A 15,104-nucleotide genomic window follows, 5' to 3' on the forward strand; every position below is an offset into this window, starting at 1 on the left:
GGTGATTTCCCTCCGCCGACTGATCGTCGTCGCCCTCCTGCTGGTGTTGGAGGGGATGGTCTTCGCGTTGCTCGTCACCGAGTCCGTGACCGGCGCGCTCGTCGCCGTCGGCTGCACCTGCCTGGCGTTCTGGCTGCACCTCGTCCTGCACGAGGGCGGGCACCTCGTGGTGGCGAAGCTGCTGCGCCTGGAGGTCATCTCGGTGCGCATCGCGCCGTTCAACGGGTGGCGCAACGAGGTGTCGGTCCGGCCGGCACCGTCGACGTCCGCGTTGCCACTGCGGATGGCGTTGTTCTACCTCGGTGGGCCGATGGCGAACCTCTGCACCGCGGCGGTGCTCGGTGCCGCCACGGCGATGACGAGCACTCCGTTGACCCGGGCCGCACTGATCGGCGCGGCGTTCTTCGCGGCGCTGCTCGGGCTGACCAACCTCATTCCTCTGGCCCCGCCCCACAGCGGCCCCCTGGCCTCGCCCCACAGCGACGGCCGCAACCTGCTGCGCTGGCTACGGTCACCGAAGGCCACCACCGCCGCGCTGCTGGCGGCGTACTACCAGGAGGAGATCGCCAGAACCCTGCGGGCGATAAGGGGCGGCGCGACCCACAGCGGTCGTCTCGGCGATCCGGATGGGGGTGACGATCCGCGACTCGCGCTCGCCGCCTTTCACGAGCGTTGGAGCACGGGACACGGGCACTCGGTGGCGGAACTCATGGCCGACGCCGAGCGGCTTGCGGCAATGGCCCGCGCCGACAGCACCGATCCCCGGACCGCCGCGGCGATCGGGCAGGTGCTCAGCGTCCAGTTCGGACTGTGGTACCTGTACGCCGCTGTGGTGCCCGGATCGCCGGTGGCCCACCACGAGGTGCTGGAGATCGCTGAACTGGCCGAGATCGGCTACCGCGTACACCCGCGCAGCCTGTCCGCTCGGGTCGCCATGGGCCTGGCCCACCTGCTCAACCAGCGGCCGGAGCAGGCCCGCTCGCTGCTTCTCGACATCCGGCCCGGTGCCGACCCGCCGGAGCTGTGCAGCGTCGGGTTCCTCCTGCGGGCGATCGCCGAATGCCACCTCGGCAACCACGCCGACGCGGACGTCCAGATCAGGGCGGCCGGTGGCGACTTCCGGCAGCTGACACACCTGGTCGCCGTGATCCGGGCGGCCGATCCGGTGCCGCCCCTGTTCGCGCCGGCACCGATGGCCGGCACCTGACCGGTGCGGGTCGGCCACCGGTATCGGCGACGGAGGTGGTCAGCGCCCGGCCGAGCGGTTCCACGGCGAGCGGGGCAACCCGGTGCCGGCCACCGGACGGCGGGCCCGACGGCGCTTACGCCGGCCCGGGGTGCAGGGTGCGCGCGGGGCGGTGTGCACCGCAGGGCCACAGGACGGCGACGGCCGACGGATCAGCCACGCGAAAAGCCAGGACATCTGCGGCTCAGCCGACCGGGAGGCGCTCGGCGTCGGACCTGGAGATCTCGTACTGCGCCCCGCAGAACGTGCACTGCTGCGCGTACCGGGTGCGGATCGGGATGAGGGGTATGAAGAACAGGCTGAATTTCGTCGAACGGCGGGTGATCACCTGCGCGGCCTGGTTGCCGCAGTGTCGGCAGACCTGCTGCACGACACCGGACCGGTCGACCTTGGTACGCAGACCAAAGATGAAGAACATCGCCCGCCAGTACCCACTCCACAGCGAAAAGTCACCAGATCCGCTCCAAGGATCCGCACGAAAGTGCTCGACCCCCGGAAGCAGTGGCCTCCCGGCGCAGCGAGGTCACCGGATCCGTGGTCGAGCACGATCGTGCGGTCGGGCGGGAATCAGCTGGCGGGCTCCAGGCCGGGGATCTCGGCGGGGAGCCAGATCGGCTGCCAGTTCGACACCTCGTGGAAGCGGCGCAGCTCGAACAGCCCGGCAACCGACCCGCTCCAGGCCCCGTACGGGGGGTTGGCCTCGTCGAAGCCGCTCTGCACGAAGGTCAGCGTGGTCCGGCCGTTGGACTCGGCCAGCTCCCAGTTCGTCACACCGGTCGGTCCCCAGTCGACAGACATCCGGCGACCCGGCTCCAGGTCGACGATCTTGGCCGCGTACCCGGTCTCGAAGCCGCCCATGGCGTACCGGCCGCCGACCCAGGGCTCGATGCCGATCGGGTAGCCGAACCAGGCGCTGGCCTGCTCGGAGTCGGTGAGCGACTCCCACACCTTGTCGGCGGGGGCGGCGATGACCAGCTCACCGCGCAGGTCGGCGGAGGTGAAGTCGGTGCGGGGCAGCAGTGGCTTGCCCTCCAGGCGGGCGGCCAGGTTGGCGATGGACAGCGACCAGTACGTCTGGAGCACGCCCCGGATGCTTGAGCCGCTCATCGCCTCGGCGAAGTCGAAGTGGCTCTGGATCAGCGTCAGCACTGTGCTGTCGGCGCTCTCGGCGGTCAACTGGAACTCGGTGGTGGTCTCCACCCCGTCGAGCAGCCAGCTGAAGCGCAGCGTGTCGTCGTCGGCGTGCAGCAGCCGCTGGTGCGGGGCGTCACCCTCGGGCGTGTAGCGGCCCCAGAACTCGTACCGCTGGGGCAGCTCGACCTCGGCGTGCTCGGCCAGCCAGAGTCGCAGCTCGGCCGGGTCGGTCAGGGCCTTCCGGACGCGCCCGACGGGCGCGGAGAGGCGGGCCTGGATCTTCATCGGCTCACTCATTGTCAGTGCCTTTCGGATAGCAGGCGACGGCCAGCTTGAAGGCGTCTCCTTCGCTGCCGCCGTAGCGGGTGAACAGGTCCTGAAGTGCGGTTTGCAGGTCGTGCAGGAACTGCTGGCGCTGCTCGGCCGGCACTCGGATCTCGCCGGAGACGCCGATCGAGGGCAGCTCGGGCGCCGTCCGGTCCAGGCCGGCGATGTCGGCCTGGACCTCCTCCATCAGATCGAGCAGGTAGCCCAGGCTCAGCTCGTCGCGGGCCCGGCGCAGCCCGATCCGGCCGACGAGCCGGGGGGACAGCCAGTACGACCGGGCGGCCGCCTGGTAGATGCCTTCGGTGATGCCGCGGACCTTGCGCTCGTTTACCAGCTCGACGAGGCCGGCCGCGACGAGCTGCTTGACGTGGTAGTAGACGCGCTGGGGCGTCTGGTCGAGCCGGGCCGCGACCTCGGTGCAGGTGCGCGGTTCGGCGAGTTGCCGCAACACCTCGACGCGCTGCGGCTTGAGCAGGACCTCGGCCTGCTCGATCTGCTCCAGGTACAGGATCTCTCTCATGGCAAAATCAGTTTGTACGTACAAAACTTCTTTGTCAATCGCTTCGCGAGAAGCCGCGCCGACTTTTCTCGACGCGGCTTCAGGCGGCGTTCAGCAGGTGATCAGGGCAACCAGTCCGGTCGCAACGGGTAGCCGTTCACCCCATCCGGGCCGTTGTGCGTGGCCAGCACCTGGTGCAGCTGGATGCCGTTGCGCTCGAACGCCATCCGCGAGCCGGCCATGTAGAGGCCCCACACCCGGGCGGTCCCCGCACCCACCTCGGAGACGCAGAAGTCCCAGTGCTCCACCAGGTTGCGGCACCAGGCGGCAAGCGTCAGCGCGTAGTGCTGGCGCAGATTCTCCTCATGGTGCACCTCCAACCCGGCGTCGTGCACCTCGCTGATCAGTCGACCCGGACCGGCCAACTCCCCGTCCGGGAAGACGTACCTGTCGATGAACGCGCCGGAGCGGTGCGGCGCCCGATTGTCCGCCCGCGTGATTGTGTGGTTGAGCAGCCGGCCCCCGGCCCGCAGCCGGGAGCGCAGCGCCCCGAAGTAGGCCGGGTAGTTGCGCACCCCGATGTGCTCGGTCAGCCCGATCGAGGAGATGGCGTCGAACTGCTCCGCCGGCGCGTCCCGGTAGTCCAGGTGCCGCACCTCGGCCAGCCCGGTCAGCCCCTCCCGCTCGATCGCCGCCTGCGCCCACTGCGCCTGCGCCTTCGACAGGGTCACCCCGAGCGCCTTGACGCCGTACTCGCGGGCGGCGTGCCGGACCATGCCACCCCAACCGCAGCCCACGTCCAGCAGCCGCATCCCCTTCTTCAACGCCAGCTTGCCGGCGACCAGGTCGTACTTGGCCGCCTGGGCCTGCTCCAGCGTGTCGTCCGGAGACCGGAAAACCGCGCAGGTGTACGTCATCGACGGGCCGAGCACCTTCTCGTAGAAGGCGTTGGAGACGTCGTAGTGGTGCGAGATCGCCGTGCTGTCGCGCACCCGGGAGTGCCGCAGCCCGTTCATCACCCGCTTCCACCGCGGCTGGGCCTCCTGCGGCGGAGCCGGCGGCGGCATCAGCCGCTCCCAGCCCAGCCCACGGACCAGCGCCAGCCCTTCGGTAAGCGACGGTGGGCGCAGCCGCAACTCGTCCTTGAGAACCCGCAACGCCTCGTACGGGTCACCCGGGTGCACCCCCTGCAACGCCAGGTCACCACTGACGTAGGCCCGCGCCATGCCCAGGTCACCCGGAGCGGTGAGCAGGTAGGACAGCCCTCGCTCGGAACGGATCGCCAGGGTGATACCGGCGTCGGAAGGGCCGACGGAACTGCCGTCGTACCCGGTGATCCGCACCGGTAACGGCCCCGTGGTGACCGCGCGGACGACATCCGCCACGGTCGGACCCGTGTGCCGGCCCCCCGCCGGCGGGGTGGCGGGGACGCTCGCCGCCCCCTGATCTCTGTCGGTCAGGCTCATGCTCGTGCTACCGCCTTTTCGTACAGTCCCGTCAGCCGGTGGTCCGGGTCGTAGCGGTCTTTCACCGCCCGCCATGTGTCGCCGCCGTACAGGCGATCGAAGGCGTCCCGGTCGTAGTACGCGTCGGAGTAGAGCGACTTGTGCCCGCCCGACTCCGACACCCTGCGTTCGATCGTGCGGTTGACGTCGCCGTCGGCGGCGCCCGACGCGATCGGCACGCTCCCCCAGAACCCAATGTTGACGTAGTCCTGCCCTGGCCGGAGTGGATATAGCGGCCACGACCGCGCCGAACCGGCTCCCGCCGGCTCACGCAGCCGCAACGGACACAGCCACACCGGGGTCATCCCCACCGCGCCGGCGAACCAGCGCAGGAAGCCGGCCGTGCGGTCGAGCGGGATCTCCACGTCCTGCACGACCCGCTCCCGGGCGGGCTGCCCGCGCAGCCTGTCGATCCGGGCCGCCACCTGGTGGCGGTGCTCAAGCCGGACCAGCCGGTGGTAGAAGTCGCTGCGCCGGTAGCGCGCCGGCCAGAGCCGCCGCACGACCGGGTGCTGCGCGCCGAACGCCGCAGAGCACCAGAACCAGTCGGTGTCCCAGCGCCAGAGATAGTCGTACGCGGTGAGCACGTCCCGGGTGCGCCGACGCAGTGACCGGTAGTAGATTGACTGACCGGTGTAGTCGCTCGGCGGGTCTGCGGCGTCGGTGAACGTGGCGAAGACCAGGTACGCCTCGCCGGGGCTGAACATCACCCCGTCCATCGCGTCGACCGCCTGCCCGGCCCACGACCGGGTCGCTGTCACCTCCGCGATCGCGTCGGTGAGCGCCGTCAGGTCGGTGAACCGGACGTTGCGCAGCGCCACGTACCGGCCCACCGGTTGCAGCTCGATGCGCAGCCGGGTCGCGTAACCGAGGCTGCCCAGCGAGTTGGGGAACGCGGTGAACAGGTCGGCGTGCTCCCCGTCGGGTCGGGCGGTGACGATCTCACCCGAGCCGGTGAGCACGTCCAACTCCTGCACCGACTCGTGCGGCAGGCCGTTGCGGAACGAGGTGGACTCGATCCCCAGGCCGGTCACCGCGCCGCCGAGCGTGATGGTGCGCAACTGCGGCACCACGAGCGGCATCAGCCCGTGCGGCAGCGTGGCGTCGACCAGGTCCTCGTAGGTGCACATGCCCTGCACGTCGGCGGTGCGCCCGGTCGGGTCGACCGACAGCACGCCGTTCAGGCCGCTCACGTCGAGCCCCGGAGTCCGGGGTGCGGACCGGGGGCGGAACAGGTTGGAGGTTCGTTTGGCCAGCCGGACAGGCTCGCCAGTGGGCACCGCGGCGTACGACCGTCGCAGCGTGTCCACCGCTTGATCATGGTCAATGGGGTGATCCACACGCTCAGCGCGCATGTGATCACCTTACGCTCGTACTTGGGAAACCGTGGGATGTGGGCTGCGGCGGTTTCCCGTCCGGTGGCAGGTCAGGCGGTTACCGTGGCGGGCATGCCATCGCCCGCGATCACCGCCCTGGACGCCGCCGGACTGACATATCGCCTGGTCAGCCACGGTGCGGTCGGCAGCCTCGCGGAGGCCGCCGCAGCTCGGGGGGTGGCAGTTCCCGACGTCGTCAAAACGATAGTGGTGCGCCGGAGTGCAATTGATCACCTGTTCGTGCTCACCCCCGGCGACCGGGTCATCTCCTGGCCCAAACTGCGCGCCCTGCTCGGGGTGCACCGACTCTCCATGCCGGACGCCGCCGGCGCGCTGGCCGCGACCGGTTACGAGCGCGGCACCATCACCCCGTTCGGCGCGAGCACGGCCTGGCCGGTGATCGCCGACGAGCGGCTACGCGGCCGGGAGATCACGCTTGGCTCGGGGGAGCGTGGCCTCGCCGTCGCGATCGACGCCGACGCCGCGATCACGGCCCTGGATGCCACAGTGGCCGACGTCACCGACCCGCAACCCACCCGCTGAACGCCGCTCCGGGTCGGCGACCGACCCGCCGACTGGCAGCCGCCGGCGGCGGTGGGTGAGGATGACGCCCATGTCCGCGTCCGAGGAACGCCCCAACCCCACCGGCACCGTCTACGGCGGCGGCCGACGAGCAGCCCGGTCTGGCCCGCTCGCCGATCCGCTGCTGCGGGTGGCGCTGGCGGTCGGGGTGGTCGGGGTACTCCTCGGGGTGCTCTTCGGCACCGGGCTGTTCGACAGCGACGACGAGCCGACAGTGCCGGCGCCGGTCGGCGCACCGTCCATCGAGCCGCAGCCCACCGAACCGCAGCCCACCGAAGCGCAGCCCACCGGCGCGGCGGCCGAGCCCAGCCCGGGGACAGCCGCCGAGCCGGTGACCGGGCCCCGGGTGTTCAAGGCCGACTCGGGCCTGTGCCTGGGGCTCTACGGCGAAGGCCAGCAGGCGAAGGCGCACCTGGCGGTCTGCACCGGCGGCCCGGAGCAGGATTGGGTGATCACCCCGGTCGGCCCGGAGGCGTCGACGGTGACCAACGCCGCGTCCGGGCAGTGCCTCGACGTCGAGGGTGGCAGCCAGGACGACGGCACGGCGCTCATGCAGTTCCCCTGCCACGGTGGGACCAACCAGCAGTGGCGGCTGAACCCCATCGGCAACGGCCCGGTGCTGCTGGTCGCGGTGCACAGCGGCAAGTGCGCCCAGGCCGACAACGAGGGCGTCGAGGCCGGCGACGACATCCGGCAGCGACAGTGCGACAGCCGGCCGGCCCAGCAGTGGACGCTGGGCTGACCGGCCGGCGCACCGCAGCTCAGCCCCGGAAGCTCCACGCCTTCGGTGCGGTCGCGGCGGCCAGCACGGCCGCCGGCACCGGTTGGCCCGGCCGTCGACGCAGCAGCAACGACAGCCCGGCGGCGCCGATCGACAGCGCTCCCGCCGCGTACCAGGCCATCGCGTAGTCGCCGAGCTGGTCCCGCACCAGCCCCGCACCGGTCGCGGCGATCGCCGCGCCGAACTGGTGGGCGGCGAACACCCAACCGAACACCACAGCCCCGGCGGTGCCGAAGTACTCCCGGCACAGCGCCACCGTCGGCGGCACGGTCGCCACCCAGTCCAGGCCGTAGAAGATGATGAACACCAGCATGCTCGGTCTGGCGGAGCCGGCGAACAGGCTCGGCAGGACCAGCAGGGACGCCCCACGCAGCGCGTAGTACATGCCGAGCAGCAACCGGCTGTCCACCCGGTCGGTGAGCCAGCCGGAGGCGATGGTCCCGACGATGTCGAAGAGCCCGACCAGGGCGAGCAGTCCGGCCGCGGTGGTCTGGGGCATGCCGTGGTCGTGTGCGGCGGGCACGAAGTGCGTACCGACCAGGCCGTTCGTGGTCGCCCCGCAGATCGCGAACCCGCCGGCCAGCAGCCAGAACGGGCGGGTCCGGGCCGCCGTCGTCAGCGCGCCCAGCGCCCGGGCCGCCGCCCCGCCGGTCGCCGGCGGTGCCGCGACGACCTCGGTCGCCCCGTAGGCGGGCAGCCCGAGATCCGCCGGGTGCTCGCGCAGCAACCACACCACAAGGGGTACGACCGCAAGTGCGGCTCCGGCCACGACGAGCGCGGCGGTACGCCAGCCGTGGTCGCGGACCAGGACGGCGATCAGTGGCAGGAACACCAGCTGTCCGGCCGCCCCACCGGCGGTCAGCACACCGGTGACCAGACCTCGGCGACGCACGAACCAGCGCCCGGTGATGGTGGCCACGAACGCCAGCGCCATCGACCCGGTGCCCAGCCCGACCAGCACGCCCCAGCAGAGCAGTAGCTGCCAGCTGGCGCTCATGAAGACCGTCAACCCACTGCCCGCCGCGACAAGCAGCAGCGCCACCGAGACCACCCGGCGGATGCCGAACCGGTCCATCAGGGCGGCGGCGAACGGCGCGGTGAGCCCGTAGAGCAGCAGGTTGACCGAGACGGCGGCGGAGATGGTGGCCAGCGGCCAACCGAACTCCTCGTGCAGCGGGTGCAGCAGCACCGACGGGGTGGCGCGGAAGCCGGCCGCGCCGACCAGCGCCACGAAGGCGACGGCGGCGACCAGCCAGGCGGGATGCAGACGACGGTTCTTGGTCACGGAACCAGTCTGGGCGGGCTCGGTCACCGCGACGAGTGGCCGGAAAGCCATCATGCGCAATAATCGGGCCATGACCGTTCGCCCGCACCGGATCGCCGTACTCGCCCTGGACCAGGTGGTCGGCCTGGACCTCGGCACCCCCTCGCAGGTCTTCAGCACCGCCCGCACCGCCGAGGACACGCACCTGTACGACGTACGGGTGTGCACCCCGGGCGGGCGGCCGGTGCGGAGCACTGCCGGTTTCCAGGTGCTCCCCGACCACGGTCTGGAGTTGCTCGACACCGCCGACACGGTGATCGTCCCCGGCATCCACGCCGGCAGCGCGTTGACCTCGGGCACCGTCGAGCCGGCGGCGGCCGAGGCGTTACGGGCGGCGTACCAGCGGGGCGCCCGGATCATGTCGATCTGCACCGGGGCGTTCGTGCTGGCCGCCGCCGGGCTGCTCGACGGGCGTCGGGCGACCACCCACTGGGCGTACACGGAGGAGTTTCGCCGCCTGCACGACAAGGTGGACCTCGACCCGGGTGTGCTCTTCATCGTCGACGACCGGGTGCTCACCTCGGCCGGAGTCGCCGCCGGCATCGACCTCTGCCTGCACGTCATCCGCCTCGACCACGGCAGCGAGGTGGCCAACCGGGCGGCCCGCCGCTGCGTGATGCCGCCGTGGCGGGACGGCGGCCAGGCGCAGTACATCGAGCGGCCGGTGCCGAAGGTCACCGACACCAGCACCGCGGGCGCCCGGGAGTGGGCACGGCAACGGCTACACGAGCCGATCGTTCTGCGGGACCTGGCCGAACAGGCGCGGATGAGCGTGCGTACCTTCACCCGGCGCTTCCGCTCGGAGACCGGCCTGAGCCCGGCGCAGTGGCTGCTGCAACAGCGCACCGATCACGCACGACTGCTGCTGGAGACGACCGAACTCACCGTCGAGCAGATCGCGCACCGCACGGGTTTCGGCACCAGCGCCGCCCTGCGCCAGCAACTACACCAACGCATCGGCGTCGCGCCGTCGACCTACCGCCGCACCTTCCACCCCCGGCCCGCGTCGCCCATGTCCGCGTCGCCCATGTCCGCGTCGCCCATGTCCGCGTCGATCATGGAGTCGTGGTGACCGGTAAGCCCGATTATGCCGCTTTTATACCCCACCAGAACTCCATGATCGACGCGATCGGGGCGGAGTTGCCGCGGCGAGCCTGATTCCGGTGGGGCATCTTGATGCCAGAGCGGAATCAGGCTCAACAGGGCGGGGCAGCCGATCCTGCGACACCCCGAGGCGCCGGCGAACGGCACCGGCGCTCAGGGGCGGAGCAGGTGGAGTTGGGCCTGGTGTTTGGGTAGGTGGACCCGGGTGTGCAGGTCGAGGGTGCGGGACCAGGGCAGCGGCTCGTCCACGATGAGGTCGAAGCCCTCGCGCAGGTGGGTCTCGACCGGGGTCTCCGCGGCCAGGCCGAGCCGGTCGACGAGCCCGCACAGCCGGTCGCTGGTGGCGTGCAGCAGGGCGGTCAAACCCCGCAGACCGCCCTGCTCGGCGGCCAGCGCGTCGAGCTGCGGCCGGTGGATGTCCTCCTCCAACTCGTAGTAGGCGAACGGCGATCCGGCCAGCAGCGCCTCGGTGGCCTGGATCATCAGCTCGTCGTTGGCGACCAGGTGCGCGACGATCTGCTCCGCGCTGAGCTGCCCCTCCGGAGCCGGACCGAACTCCCCCTCGTCAAGCTCGACGAACACCCCGTCATAGGCCCGCCGCAGCCCTCCACTCTCCATGCCCCCAGTCAACCTGCCCGGCGGGGCGTTAGCGGCGGGATTGGCGGGAGCGGAGATAGTCGGAGACCACGTACTCGCCGAGGTCGTCGGTGTCGGGCGTGAACATGCGACCTCGGCTGCGCCGGGCCACCGCGTCCACGAAGCGCCGCAGGCCCGGGTCGTCGCCGAGCATGAACAGGTTGAGCGTGGCACCGTAGCGGCTCAGCCGGTCCACCTCACGGACCGTCGCCTCGATCGTCTCCGGCAGCGGCGGCCAGTGGAACAGTGCCTCCCCGTCGTCCGGGTCCAGGTGGGCGGTCGGTTCGCCGTCGGTGACCACCAGGACCACCGGCTCGGCGTCCGGGTGTCGGCGCAGGTGCCGACCCGCCAACCGCAGCGCGTGCTGGAGGTTGGTGCCCTGCTCACCGTCCGGCTCGACGGCGGCCAACTCCTGCTGGGTGAGCGTCATCGCCTCCCGGCCGAAGCCCACGATCTGCAGGGCGTCCTGCGGGAAGCGCGTCTCCATGAGGTGCGCCAACGCCAGCGCCGTCTGCTTCATCGGCCCCCAACGACCCTGGGAGATCATCGAGTACGACAGGTCGACGCAGAGCACCACCGCCGCCGAGGCCCGCTTCTCGGTCTCCACCACCTCGAAGTCGTCCACCGCGAGTTGCACCGGAACCGTCGGCCCGGCCCGGCGAACCGCCCGGGTCAGCGTCCGGACCACGTCCAACGGCTGCTCGTCGCCGTACTCCCAGGCGCGTGACGCCCCGCTGACCTCGCCGGCGGCCCCGGCAGAGCGCAGGTCGTGCTGGCCGCGCGGCCCGGCGGTCAGGTCGGAGAACACCCGCCGCAGCGCGGTCCCGCCGAGCCGGCGCAGCGCCTTCGGGCTCAGCGTGAGCCCTTCGGCGTCCCGGCCCACCCAGCCCTGCCGGCGAAGCTCCCGCTCCAGATCCCGCAGCCGGCGCACATCGTCGGCCGCCTCCCGGCCCAACGTGCGGGCGACCGCGTCGACGTCCACGTCGTCAAGCGTGGCCCCCGGATGTTCCTGGTCGAGCTGGTCCAGCAGGTCGTCCAACTCGCCGATCTCACCAAGCGCGCCGGCCGCGTCGGCGTAGTCCAGTGGCTGGTCGCCCCGGACCCGTTCGCCACGCCCCCAGCGCAGATCCGGGCGCAGTGCCCGCAGGTTCGCGTCGAGCGCGGACAACTCCCCCGCGAGGCGGTCGCCGAGCGACTGCTGCATCAGACCGGCCAGCTCGGCGCGCTGCCGGTCGGAGAGCGAGTTCATCAGTCGCTCACCGGCCGCCGAGCGGCGGGCCAGCACGTCGATAAGCTCGTCGACGGTCTCCGGCTGCTCCGGGAAGAAGTCGCCGTGCCGCCGCATGAACTCGGCGAACGCGTCCGTGGTGTCCTCCGCGCGACCGTGCCGGGCCAGCAGGTCGTTCAGGTCGCCCATCATCTCGGCCAGCCGCTGCTGCGCGGCCGGGTCGGCGGACGCGCGGACGGCGTCGCGCAGCCCGGCGAACCGCTGACCGAGCACGTCGTCCCGGAGCTGGTCGAGGATCTGCTGGTACGACCGGCGCGCCTCGTCGCTGGCCCACTGGTAGCCGGACAACTCCTCCACCGCCCGCGCGGTCGAGCGGGGCAGATTGTCAAGCACCGACTCGGCGAACCGCGCGCCGTCGTCGTCACGGCCTCGCAACTCGTCGCGCTCGGCGGCGAGGGCCTGGTCGAGCAGGGCGCGTGCCCTGGTCACCGCGCCGTCCAGGTCACCCCGGCGCAGCGCCTCCCGGCGCAGCCGCCGGGCCCGGGCGGCCAGGTCGTCCAGCCCGCCCCGCCCCTGCGGGCCACGGCGCAGCAGGTTGCGTAGCGCCTCCCGCAGGCTGCCGCCGGCCAGCACCTCGGCGCCGACCTCGTCCACCGCCCCACGCACGTCGTACGGGGGTGCCAGCGGGTCGGGCCCGCCGGTCCACTGCCCGTACCGGAACCGGTTGCCGGCCATGGTCAGCCCCGGCCGCCGTAGACGGTGCGCCCCGAGTCGGTGACGTCCTTGCCCAGCCGGCGGGTCAGGTGCAGCCCTTCCAGCACGAACTCGACGGCAGCGGCGGCCTCCTCCGGGGTGGGCGCGTCGCCCAGGCCGAGCCGGTCGAGGACCTTCGCCAGACCGGGCACGGTGCCGACCTGGTGCAGCAGCTCGTGAGCGCTTACCAGCTCGCCGGTCTCGATCGCCGCGCCGTCCTGGACGAGTGCGGTGAACCCGGACAGGTCCAGCCCGGCCAGGTGCGCCCGGAACGTCTCGGCGGTCGCGGTCCGCAGCAGGTGAGCGAGGATCTCGATCTCCCGCCCCTCCTCGCCGGACTCGAACTCCACCTTGCCGCGCAGGGTGCTGGTCACCGACACCGCGTCACCGACCCGGGCCACCGCCGCCTCGGGGCGACCCTCCGGGGTGGCGGTGGCGGCCAGCAGCCCGGCCCGGCGCAACGCGGCACCGGCGACCGTCTCGGCGGCGGCGATGGCGAACCGGGCGGAGACGCCGGAGCGCGGATCCACCGAGGGCGACTCCCGCACGGCGCGGGCGAAGCGGGCCAGCACCTCGAGCACATGCTCCGGTACGGCGGCGACCAGGTCGGCCTCCTGCCGGATCAACGCCAGCTCCAACTCCAGGTCGACCGGGTAGTGGGTACGGATCTCCGCGCCGAACCGGTCCTTGAGCGGCGTGATGATCCGGCCCCGGTTGGTGTAGTCGTCCGGGTTGGCGCTGGCCACCAGGAGCAGGTCCAGCGGCAGCCGCAGCTGGTAGCCGCGGACCTGGATGTCCCGCTCCTCCAGCACGTTGAGCAGCGCCACCTGGATGCGCTCGGCCAGGTCGGGCAGCTCGTTGACGGCGAAGATGCCCCGGTTGGTGCGCGGCACCAACCCGAAGTGGATGGTCTCCGGGTCGCCGAGGGTGCGGCCCTGGGCGATCCGGATCGGGTCGACGTCACCGATCAGGTCGCCGACGCTGGTGTCCGGGGTGGCGAGCTTCTCGCCGTAGCGCATCGAGCGGTGCAGCCAGCCGATCGGCAGCTCATCGCCGGCCTCGGCGACCTGGGCGCGGGACGCCGGGGTGAGCGGGTGCATCGGGTGCTCGTTGAGCACCGAGCCGGGGATGACCGGGGTCCACTCGTCGAGCAGTGCGCCGAGTGCGCGGATCAGCCGGGTCTTGCCCTGGCCACGCTCACCGAGCAGCACCATGTCGTGCCCGGCGAGCAGGGCCCGCTCGACCTCGGGCAGCACGCTGTCGTCGTAGCCGACGATGCCGGGGAAACGGGCTTCGCCCGAGCGCATCCGGGCGAGAAGGTTGTCGCGGAGTTCCTGCTTGACGGTGCGGTACTGGTGACCGGCTGCCCGCAGCGCGCCGAGCGTGCCGGGCAGGTCGGCCGGTGGAACCGGGATTACCGGGTTAGGCGCAGTCACCCGCCCCACGCTAGCTCACCTTTGCCGGGGTGCCCCGAGCATCGGCGAGCACCCCGTCCCACCTTCAGCCCCGACCGCAGCGCCGGCAGGTGCCCCGGCGGCGCAGGTGGTACGCGTACGTGGCGGCGCCGAGCGCCACTCCCCACAGCGGCCAGAGCAGCATCGGCGCGCCGGTCAGGCTGAAGCCGCCGGTCAGCCGCCAGAACTCGGGGTTGCTGAGCAGCCCCAGCGTGGCCGCCGTCACCGCGATGGCGACCACTGTGGCGGGCACCACCGCCAGAGTCGCCGGCACCCGGCGGCCGGCCAGCCCGACCATCCAGCGCGGGAATCGCTCACCCCAGCGCTGCACCAGCCCGAGGGTGAGGATCGCGCCGACGGTGGCGAACGCACCGAGCCCGAACCCGGCCCACACCAGTCCGCTGTCCTGCATCTCGGTGAGGAACTCCCGGGAGATGCCCAGCGGGATGCCGGCAGCCCAGGCGAACCGGGTCAGCGCGTACGTCAACGGGATGACGGCGGCGGTGCCGGCGGCCCACCGGCCCCAGCGCGTGGCGGCGGCCGGGGTGGTCCACCCCCGGTCGGTGTCGCCTCGGCCGCAGCCGACGCAGGCCCCTGCGGTACGCCGTTGCCAGGTGAGCACCGCCCCGGCCAGCAGCAGTCCGCCGGCCAGTGCGGCGAACCGGGCGAACAGCGCCCAGTTGAAGACGTCGGAGTAGTCGACCGGGGGCCAGCCGAACGGTGCTCCGACGATGAGGATCGGCAGGTAGCCGAGAACGACAAGCACCCGGGCGTCGGGCACGACCACGGCGAGTAGGAACGCCACCGCCCAGCCGTAGCCGGCGAGCAGCACCCGCAGCGGGCCGGGCGTGTGTGCAGCCGGGCGGCTCATGGCCAGCGCGGCCACCGCGGCGGTGAGCAGTACGCCGGCGAACAGTGCGGTGGCCAGGTGCACCGGGACCAGGCGCAGCAGGTTGACGTCACCGCCGTGCGGGTCGTTCGCGCCGAACGGGTAACCGGCGTCGGTGAGCGCGCCGATCAGGGCGAGGACACCCCACAGGCCCAGCCAACCGGCGGCCAGCGGGGCGAGCCGGTCCGGCCAGCGCGAGCCGGGGCGAAGCGCTGGGGAATTTACGATTGTCATGCTCTCAGCGTCGGTCGGTGCCCGGCCGGTTC

The 15,104-nt window shown here is 72.0% G+C and carries 14 protein-coding genes; 4 read left to right on the plus strand and 10 right to left on the minus strand.

All coding sequences use genetic code 11. From position 1 onward, the window contains the following. Position 1 precedes the first annotated feature (1 nt). Positions 2 to 1,207: a hypothetical protein gene (locus AB0B85_RS08910; protein ID WP_357405148.1), complete on the plus strand. Its 1,206-nt coding sequence runs from the start codon at positions 2 to 4 to the stop codon at positions 1,205 to 1,207. A gap of 223 nt (positions 1,208 to 1,430) precedes the next feature. Here AB0B85_RS08910 and AB0B85_RS08915 read toward each other — a convergent pair whose 3' ends face one another. From AB0B85_RS08915 to AB0B85_RS08935, 5 genes are all read right to left on the minus strand, one after another. Continuing rightward, positions 1,431 to 1,664, minus strand: a complete 234-nt coding sequence (locus AB0B85_RS08915; protein WP_355592395.1) for a zinc-ribbon domain-containing protein — start codon at positions 1,662 to 1,664, stop codon at positions 1,431 to 1,433. 149 nt (positions 1,665 to 1,813) lie between these two features. Beyond that, positions 1,814 to 2,677, minus strand: coding sequence for an SRPBCC family protein (locus AB0B85_RS08920; RefSeq protein WP_357405150.1), 864 nt, complete (start codon positions 2,675 to 2,677; stop codon positions 1,814 to 1,816). After that, complete coding sequence (locus AB0B85_RS08925; protein WP_357405152.1) at positions 2,670 to 3,227, minus strand: helix-turn-helix domain-containing protein; 558 nt, start codon at positions 3,225 to 3,227, stop codon at positions 2,670 to 2,672. The genes AB0B85_RS08920 and AB0B85_RS08925 overlap by 8 nt, the downstream gene beginning before the upstream one ends. 101 nt (positions 3,228 to 3,328) lie before the next feature. Beyond that, on the minus strand, positions 3,329 to 4,672 hold the full coding sequence (locus AB0B85_RS08930; protein ID WP_357405153.1) for a class I SAM-dependent methyltransferase: 1,344 nt from the start codon (positions 4,670 to 4,672) through the stop codon (positions 3,329 to 3,331). Beyond that, entirely contained in the window at positions 4,669 to 6,066 is a 1,398-nt protein-coding gene (locus AB0B85_RS08935; protein WP_357405156.1) for an FAD-binding oxidoreductase, read from the minus strand. Before AB0B85_RS08935 ends, AB0B85_RS08930 begins: the two co-directional genes overlap by 4 nt. Positions 6,067 to 6,159: 93 nt before the next feature. Here AB0B85_RS08935 and AB0B85_RS08940 point away from each other — a divergent pair, with 93 nt between their 5' ends. Together AB0B85_RS08940 and AB0B85_RS08945 are read left to right on the plus strand one after the other, a co-directional pair. Further along, on the plus strand, positions 6,160 to 6,630 hold the full coding sequence (locus tag AB0B85_RS08940) for a YbaK/EbsC family protein (protein WP_357405158.1): 471 nt from the start codon (positions 6,160 to 6,162) through the stop codon (positions 6,628 to 6,630). 70 nt (positions 6,631 to 6,700) lie between these two features. Further along, complete coding sequence (locus tag AB0B85_RS08945; RefSeq protein ID WP_357405160.1) at positions 6,701 to 7,411, plus strand: RICIN domain-containing protein; 711 nt, start codon at positions 6,701 to 6,703, stop codon at positions 7,409 to 7,411. Between the two features lie 19 nt (positions 7,412 to 7,430). Here the strand turns inward: AB0B85_RS08945 and AB0B85_RS08950 are convergent, their stop codons facing one another. Continuing rightward, a complete protein-coding gene (locus AB0B85_RS08950; RefSeq protein ID WP_357405162.1) occupies positions 7,431 to 8,735 on the minus strand; it encodes an MFS transporter in 1,305 nt (434 codons plus the stop codon). Between the two features lie 52 nt (positions 8,736 to 8,787). On the opposite strand from AB0B85_RS08950, the gene AB0B85_RS08955 reads away from it, so the two are divergent. After that, positions 8,788 to 9,846 carry a DJ-1/PfpI family protein gene (locus tag AB0B85_RS08955; protein ID WP_357405163.1) on the plus strand — a complete coding sequence of 353 codons (1,059 nt, stop codon included), beginning with the start codon at positions 8,788 to 8,790 and terminating at the stop codon, positions 9,844 to 9,846. A 185-nt stretch (positions 9,847 to 10,031) separates the two neighbouring features. On the opposite strand, the gene AB0B85_RS08960 is transcribed toward AB0B85_RS08955, so the two are convergent. The 4 genes from AB0B85_RS08960 to AB0B85_RS08975 are packed head-to-tail and all read right to left on the minus strand — an operon-like array spanning position 10,032 to position 15,072. Beyond that, positions 10,032 to 10,496 carry a hypothetical protein gene (locus AB0B85_RS08960; protein WP_357405165.1) on the minus strand — a complete coding sequence of 155 codons (465 nt, stop codon included), beginning with the start codon at positions 10,494 to 10,496 and terminating at the stop codon, positions 10,032 to 10,034. A 28-nt stretch (positions 10,497 to 10,524) separates the two neighbouring features. Then, complete coding sequence (locus AB0B85_RS08965) at positions 10,525 to 12,477, minus strand: VWA domain-containing protein (RefSeq protein ID WP_357405167.1); 1,953 nt, start codon at positions 12,475 to 12,477, stop codon at positions 10,525 to 10,527. Positions 12,478 to 12,479: 2 nt separating this feature from the next. Further along, entirely contained in the window at positions 12,480 to 13,940 is a 1,461-nt protein-coding gene (locus AB0B85_RS08970; protein ID WP_357405169.1) for a sigma 54-interacting transcriptional regulator, read from the minus strand. Positions 13,941 to 13,995: 55 nt separating this feature from the next. Beyond that, a complete protein-coding gene (locus AB0B85_RS08975) occupies positions 13,996 to 15,072 on the minus strand; it encodes a hypothetical protein (protein ID WP_357405171.1) in 1,077 nt (358 codons plus the stop codon). Positions 15,073 to 15,104 lie beyond the last annotated feature (32 nt).

This window comes from Micromonospora sp. NPDC049044 (assembly GCF_040649215.1).
Classification (GTDB): Bacteria; Actinomycetota; Actinomycetes; order Mycobacteriales; family Micromonosporaceae; genus Micromonospora.

What these genes read in the sequence shown, in the direction of transcription:
- AB0B85_RS08975 (WP_357405171.1), bottom strand. Translation starts at nt 15,072, where the DNA reads ATGACAATCGTAAATTCCCCAGCGCTTCGCCCCGGCTCGCGCTGGCCG.
- AB0B85_RS08960 (WP_357405165.1), bottom strand. Translation starts at nt 10,496, where the DNA reads ATGGAGAGTGGAGGGCTGCGGCGGGCCTATGACGGGGTGTTCGTCGAG.
- AB0B85_RS08935 (WP_357405156.1), bottom strand. Translation starts at nt 6,066, where the DNA reads ATGCGCGCTGAGCGTGTGGATCACCCCATTGACCATGATCAAGCGGTG.
- AB0B85_RS08920 (WP_357405150.1), bottom strand. Translation starts at nt 2,677, where the DNA reads ATGAGTGAGCCGATGAAGATCCAGGCCCGCCTCTCCGCGCCCGTCGGG.
- AB0B85_RS08945 (WP_357405160.1), top strand. Translation starts at nt 6,701, where the DNA reads ATGTCCGCGTCCGAGGAACGCCCCAACCCCACCGGCACCGTCTACGGC.
- AB0B85_RS08940 (WP_357405158.1), top strand. Translation starts at nt 6,160, where the DNA reads ATGCCATCGCCCGCGATCACCGCCCTGGACGCCGCCGGACTGACATAT.
- AB0B85_RS08925 (WP_357405152.1), bottom strand. Translation starts at nt 3,227, where the DNA reads ATGAGAGAGATCCTGTACCTGGAGCAGATCGAGCAGGCCGAGGTCCTG.
- AB0B85_RS08915 (WP_355592395.1), bottom strand. Translation starts at nt 1,664, where the DNA reads ATGTTCTTCATCTTTGGTCTGCGTACCAAGGTCGACCGGTCCGGTGTC.
- AB0B85_RS08965 (WP_357405167.1), bottom strand. Translation starts at nt 12,477, where the DNA reads ATGGCCGGCAACCGGTTCCGGTACGGGCAGTGGACCGGCGGGCCCGAC.
- AB0B85_RS08930 (WP_357405153.1), bottom strand. Translation starts at nt 4,672, where the DNA reads ATGAGCCTGACCGACAGAGATCAGGGGGCGGCGAGCGTCCCCGCCACC.
- AB0B85_RS08955 (WP_357405163.1), top strand. Translation starts at nt 8,788, where the DNA reads ATGCGCAATAATCGGGCCATGACCGTTCGCCCGCACCGGATCGCCGTA.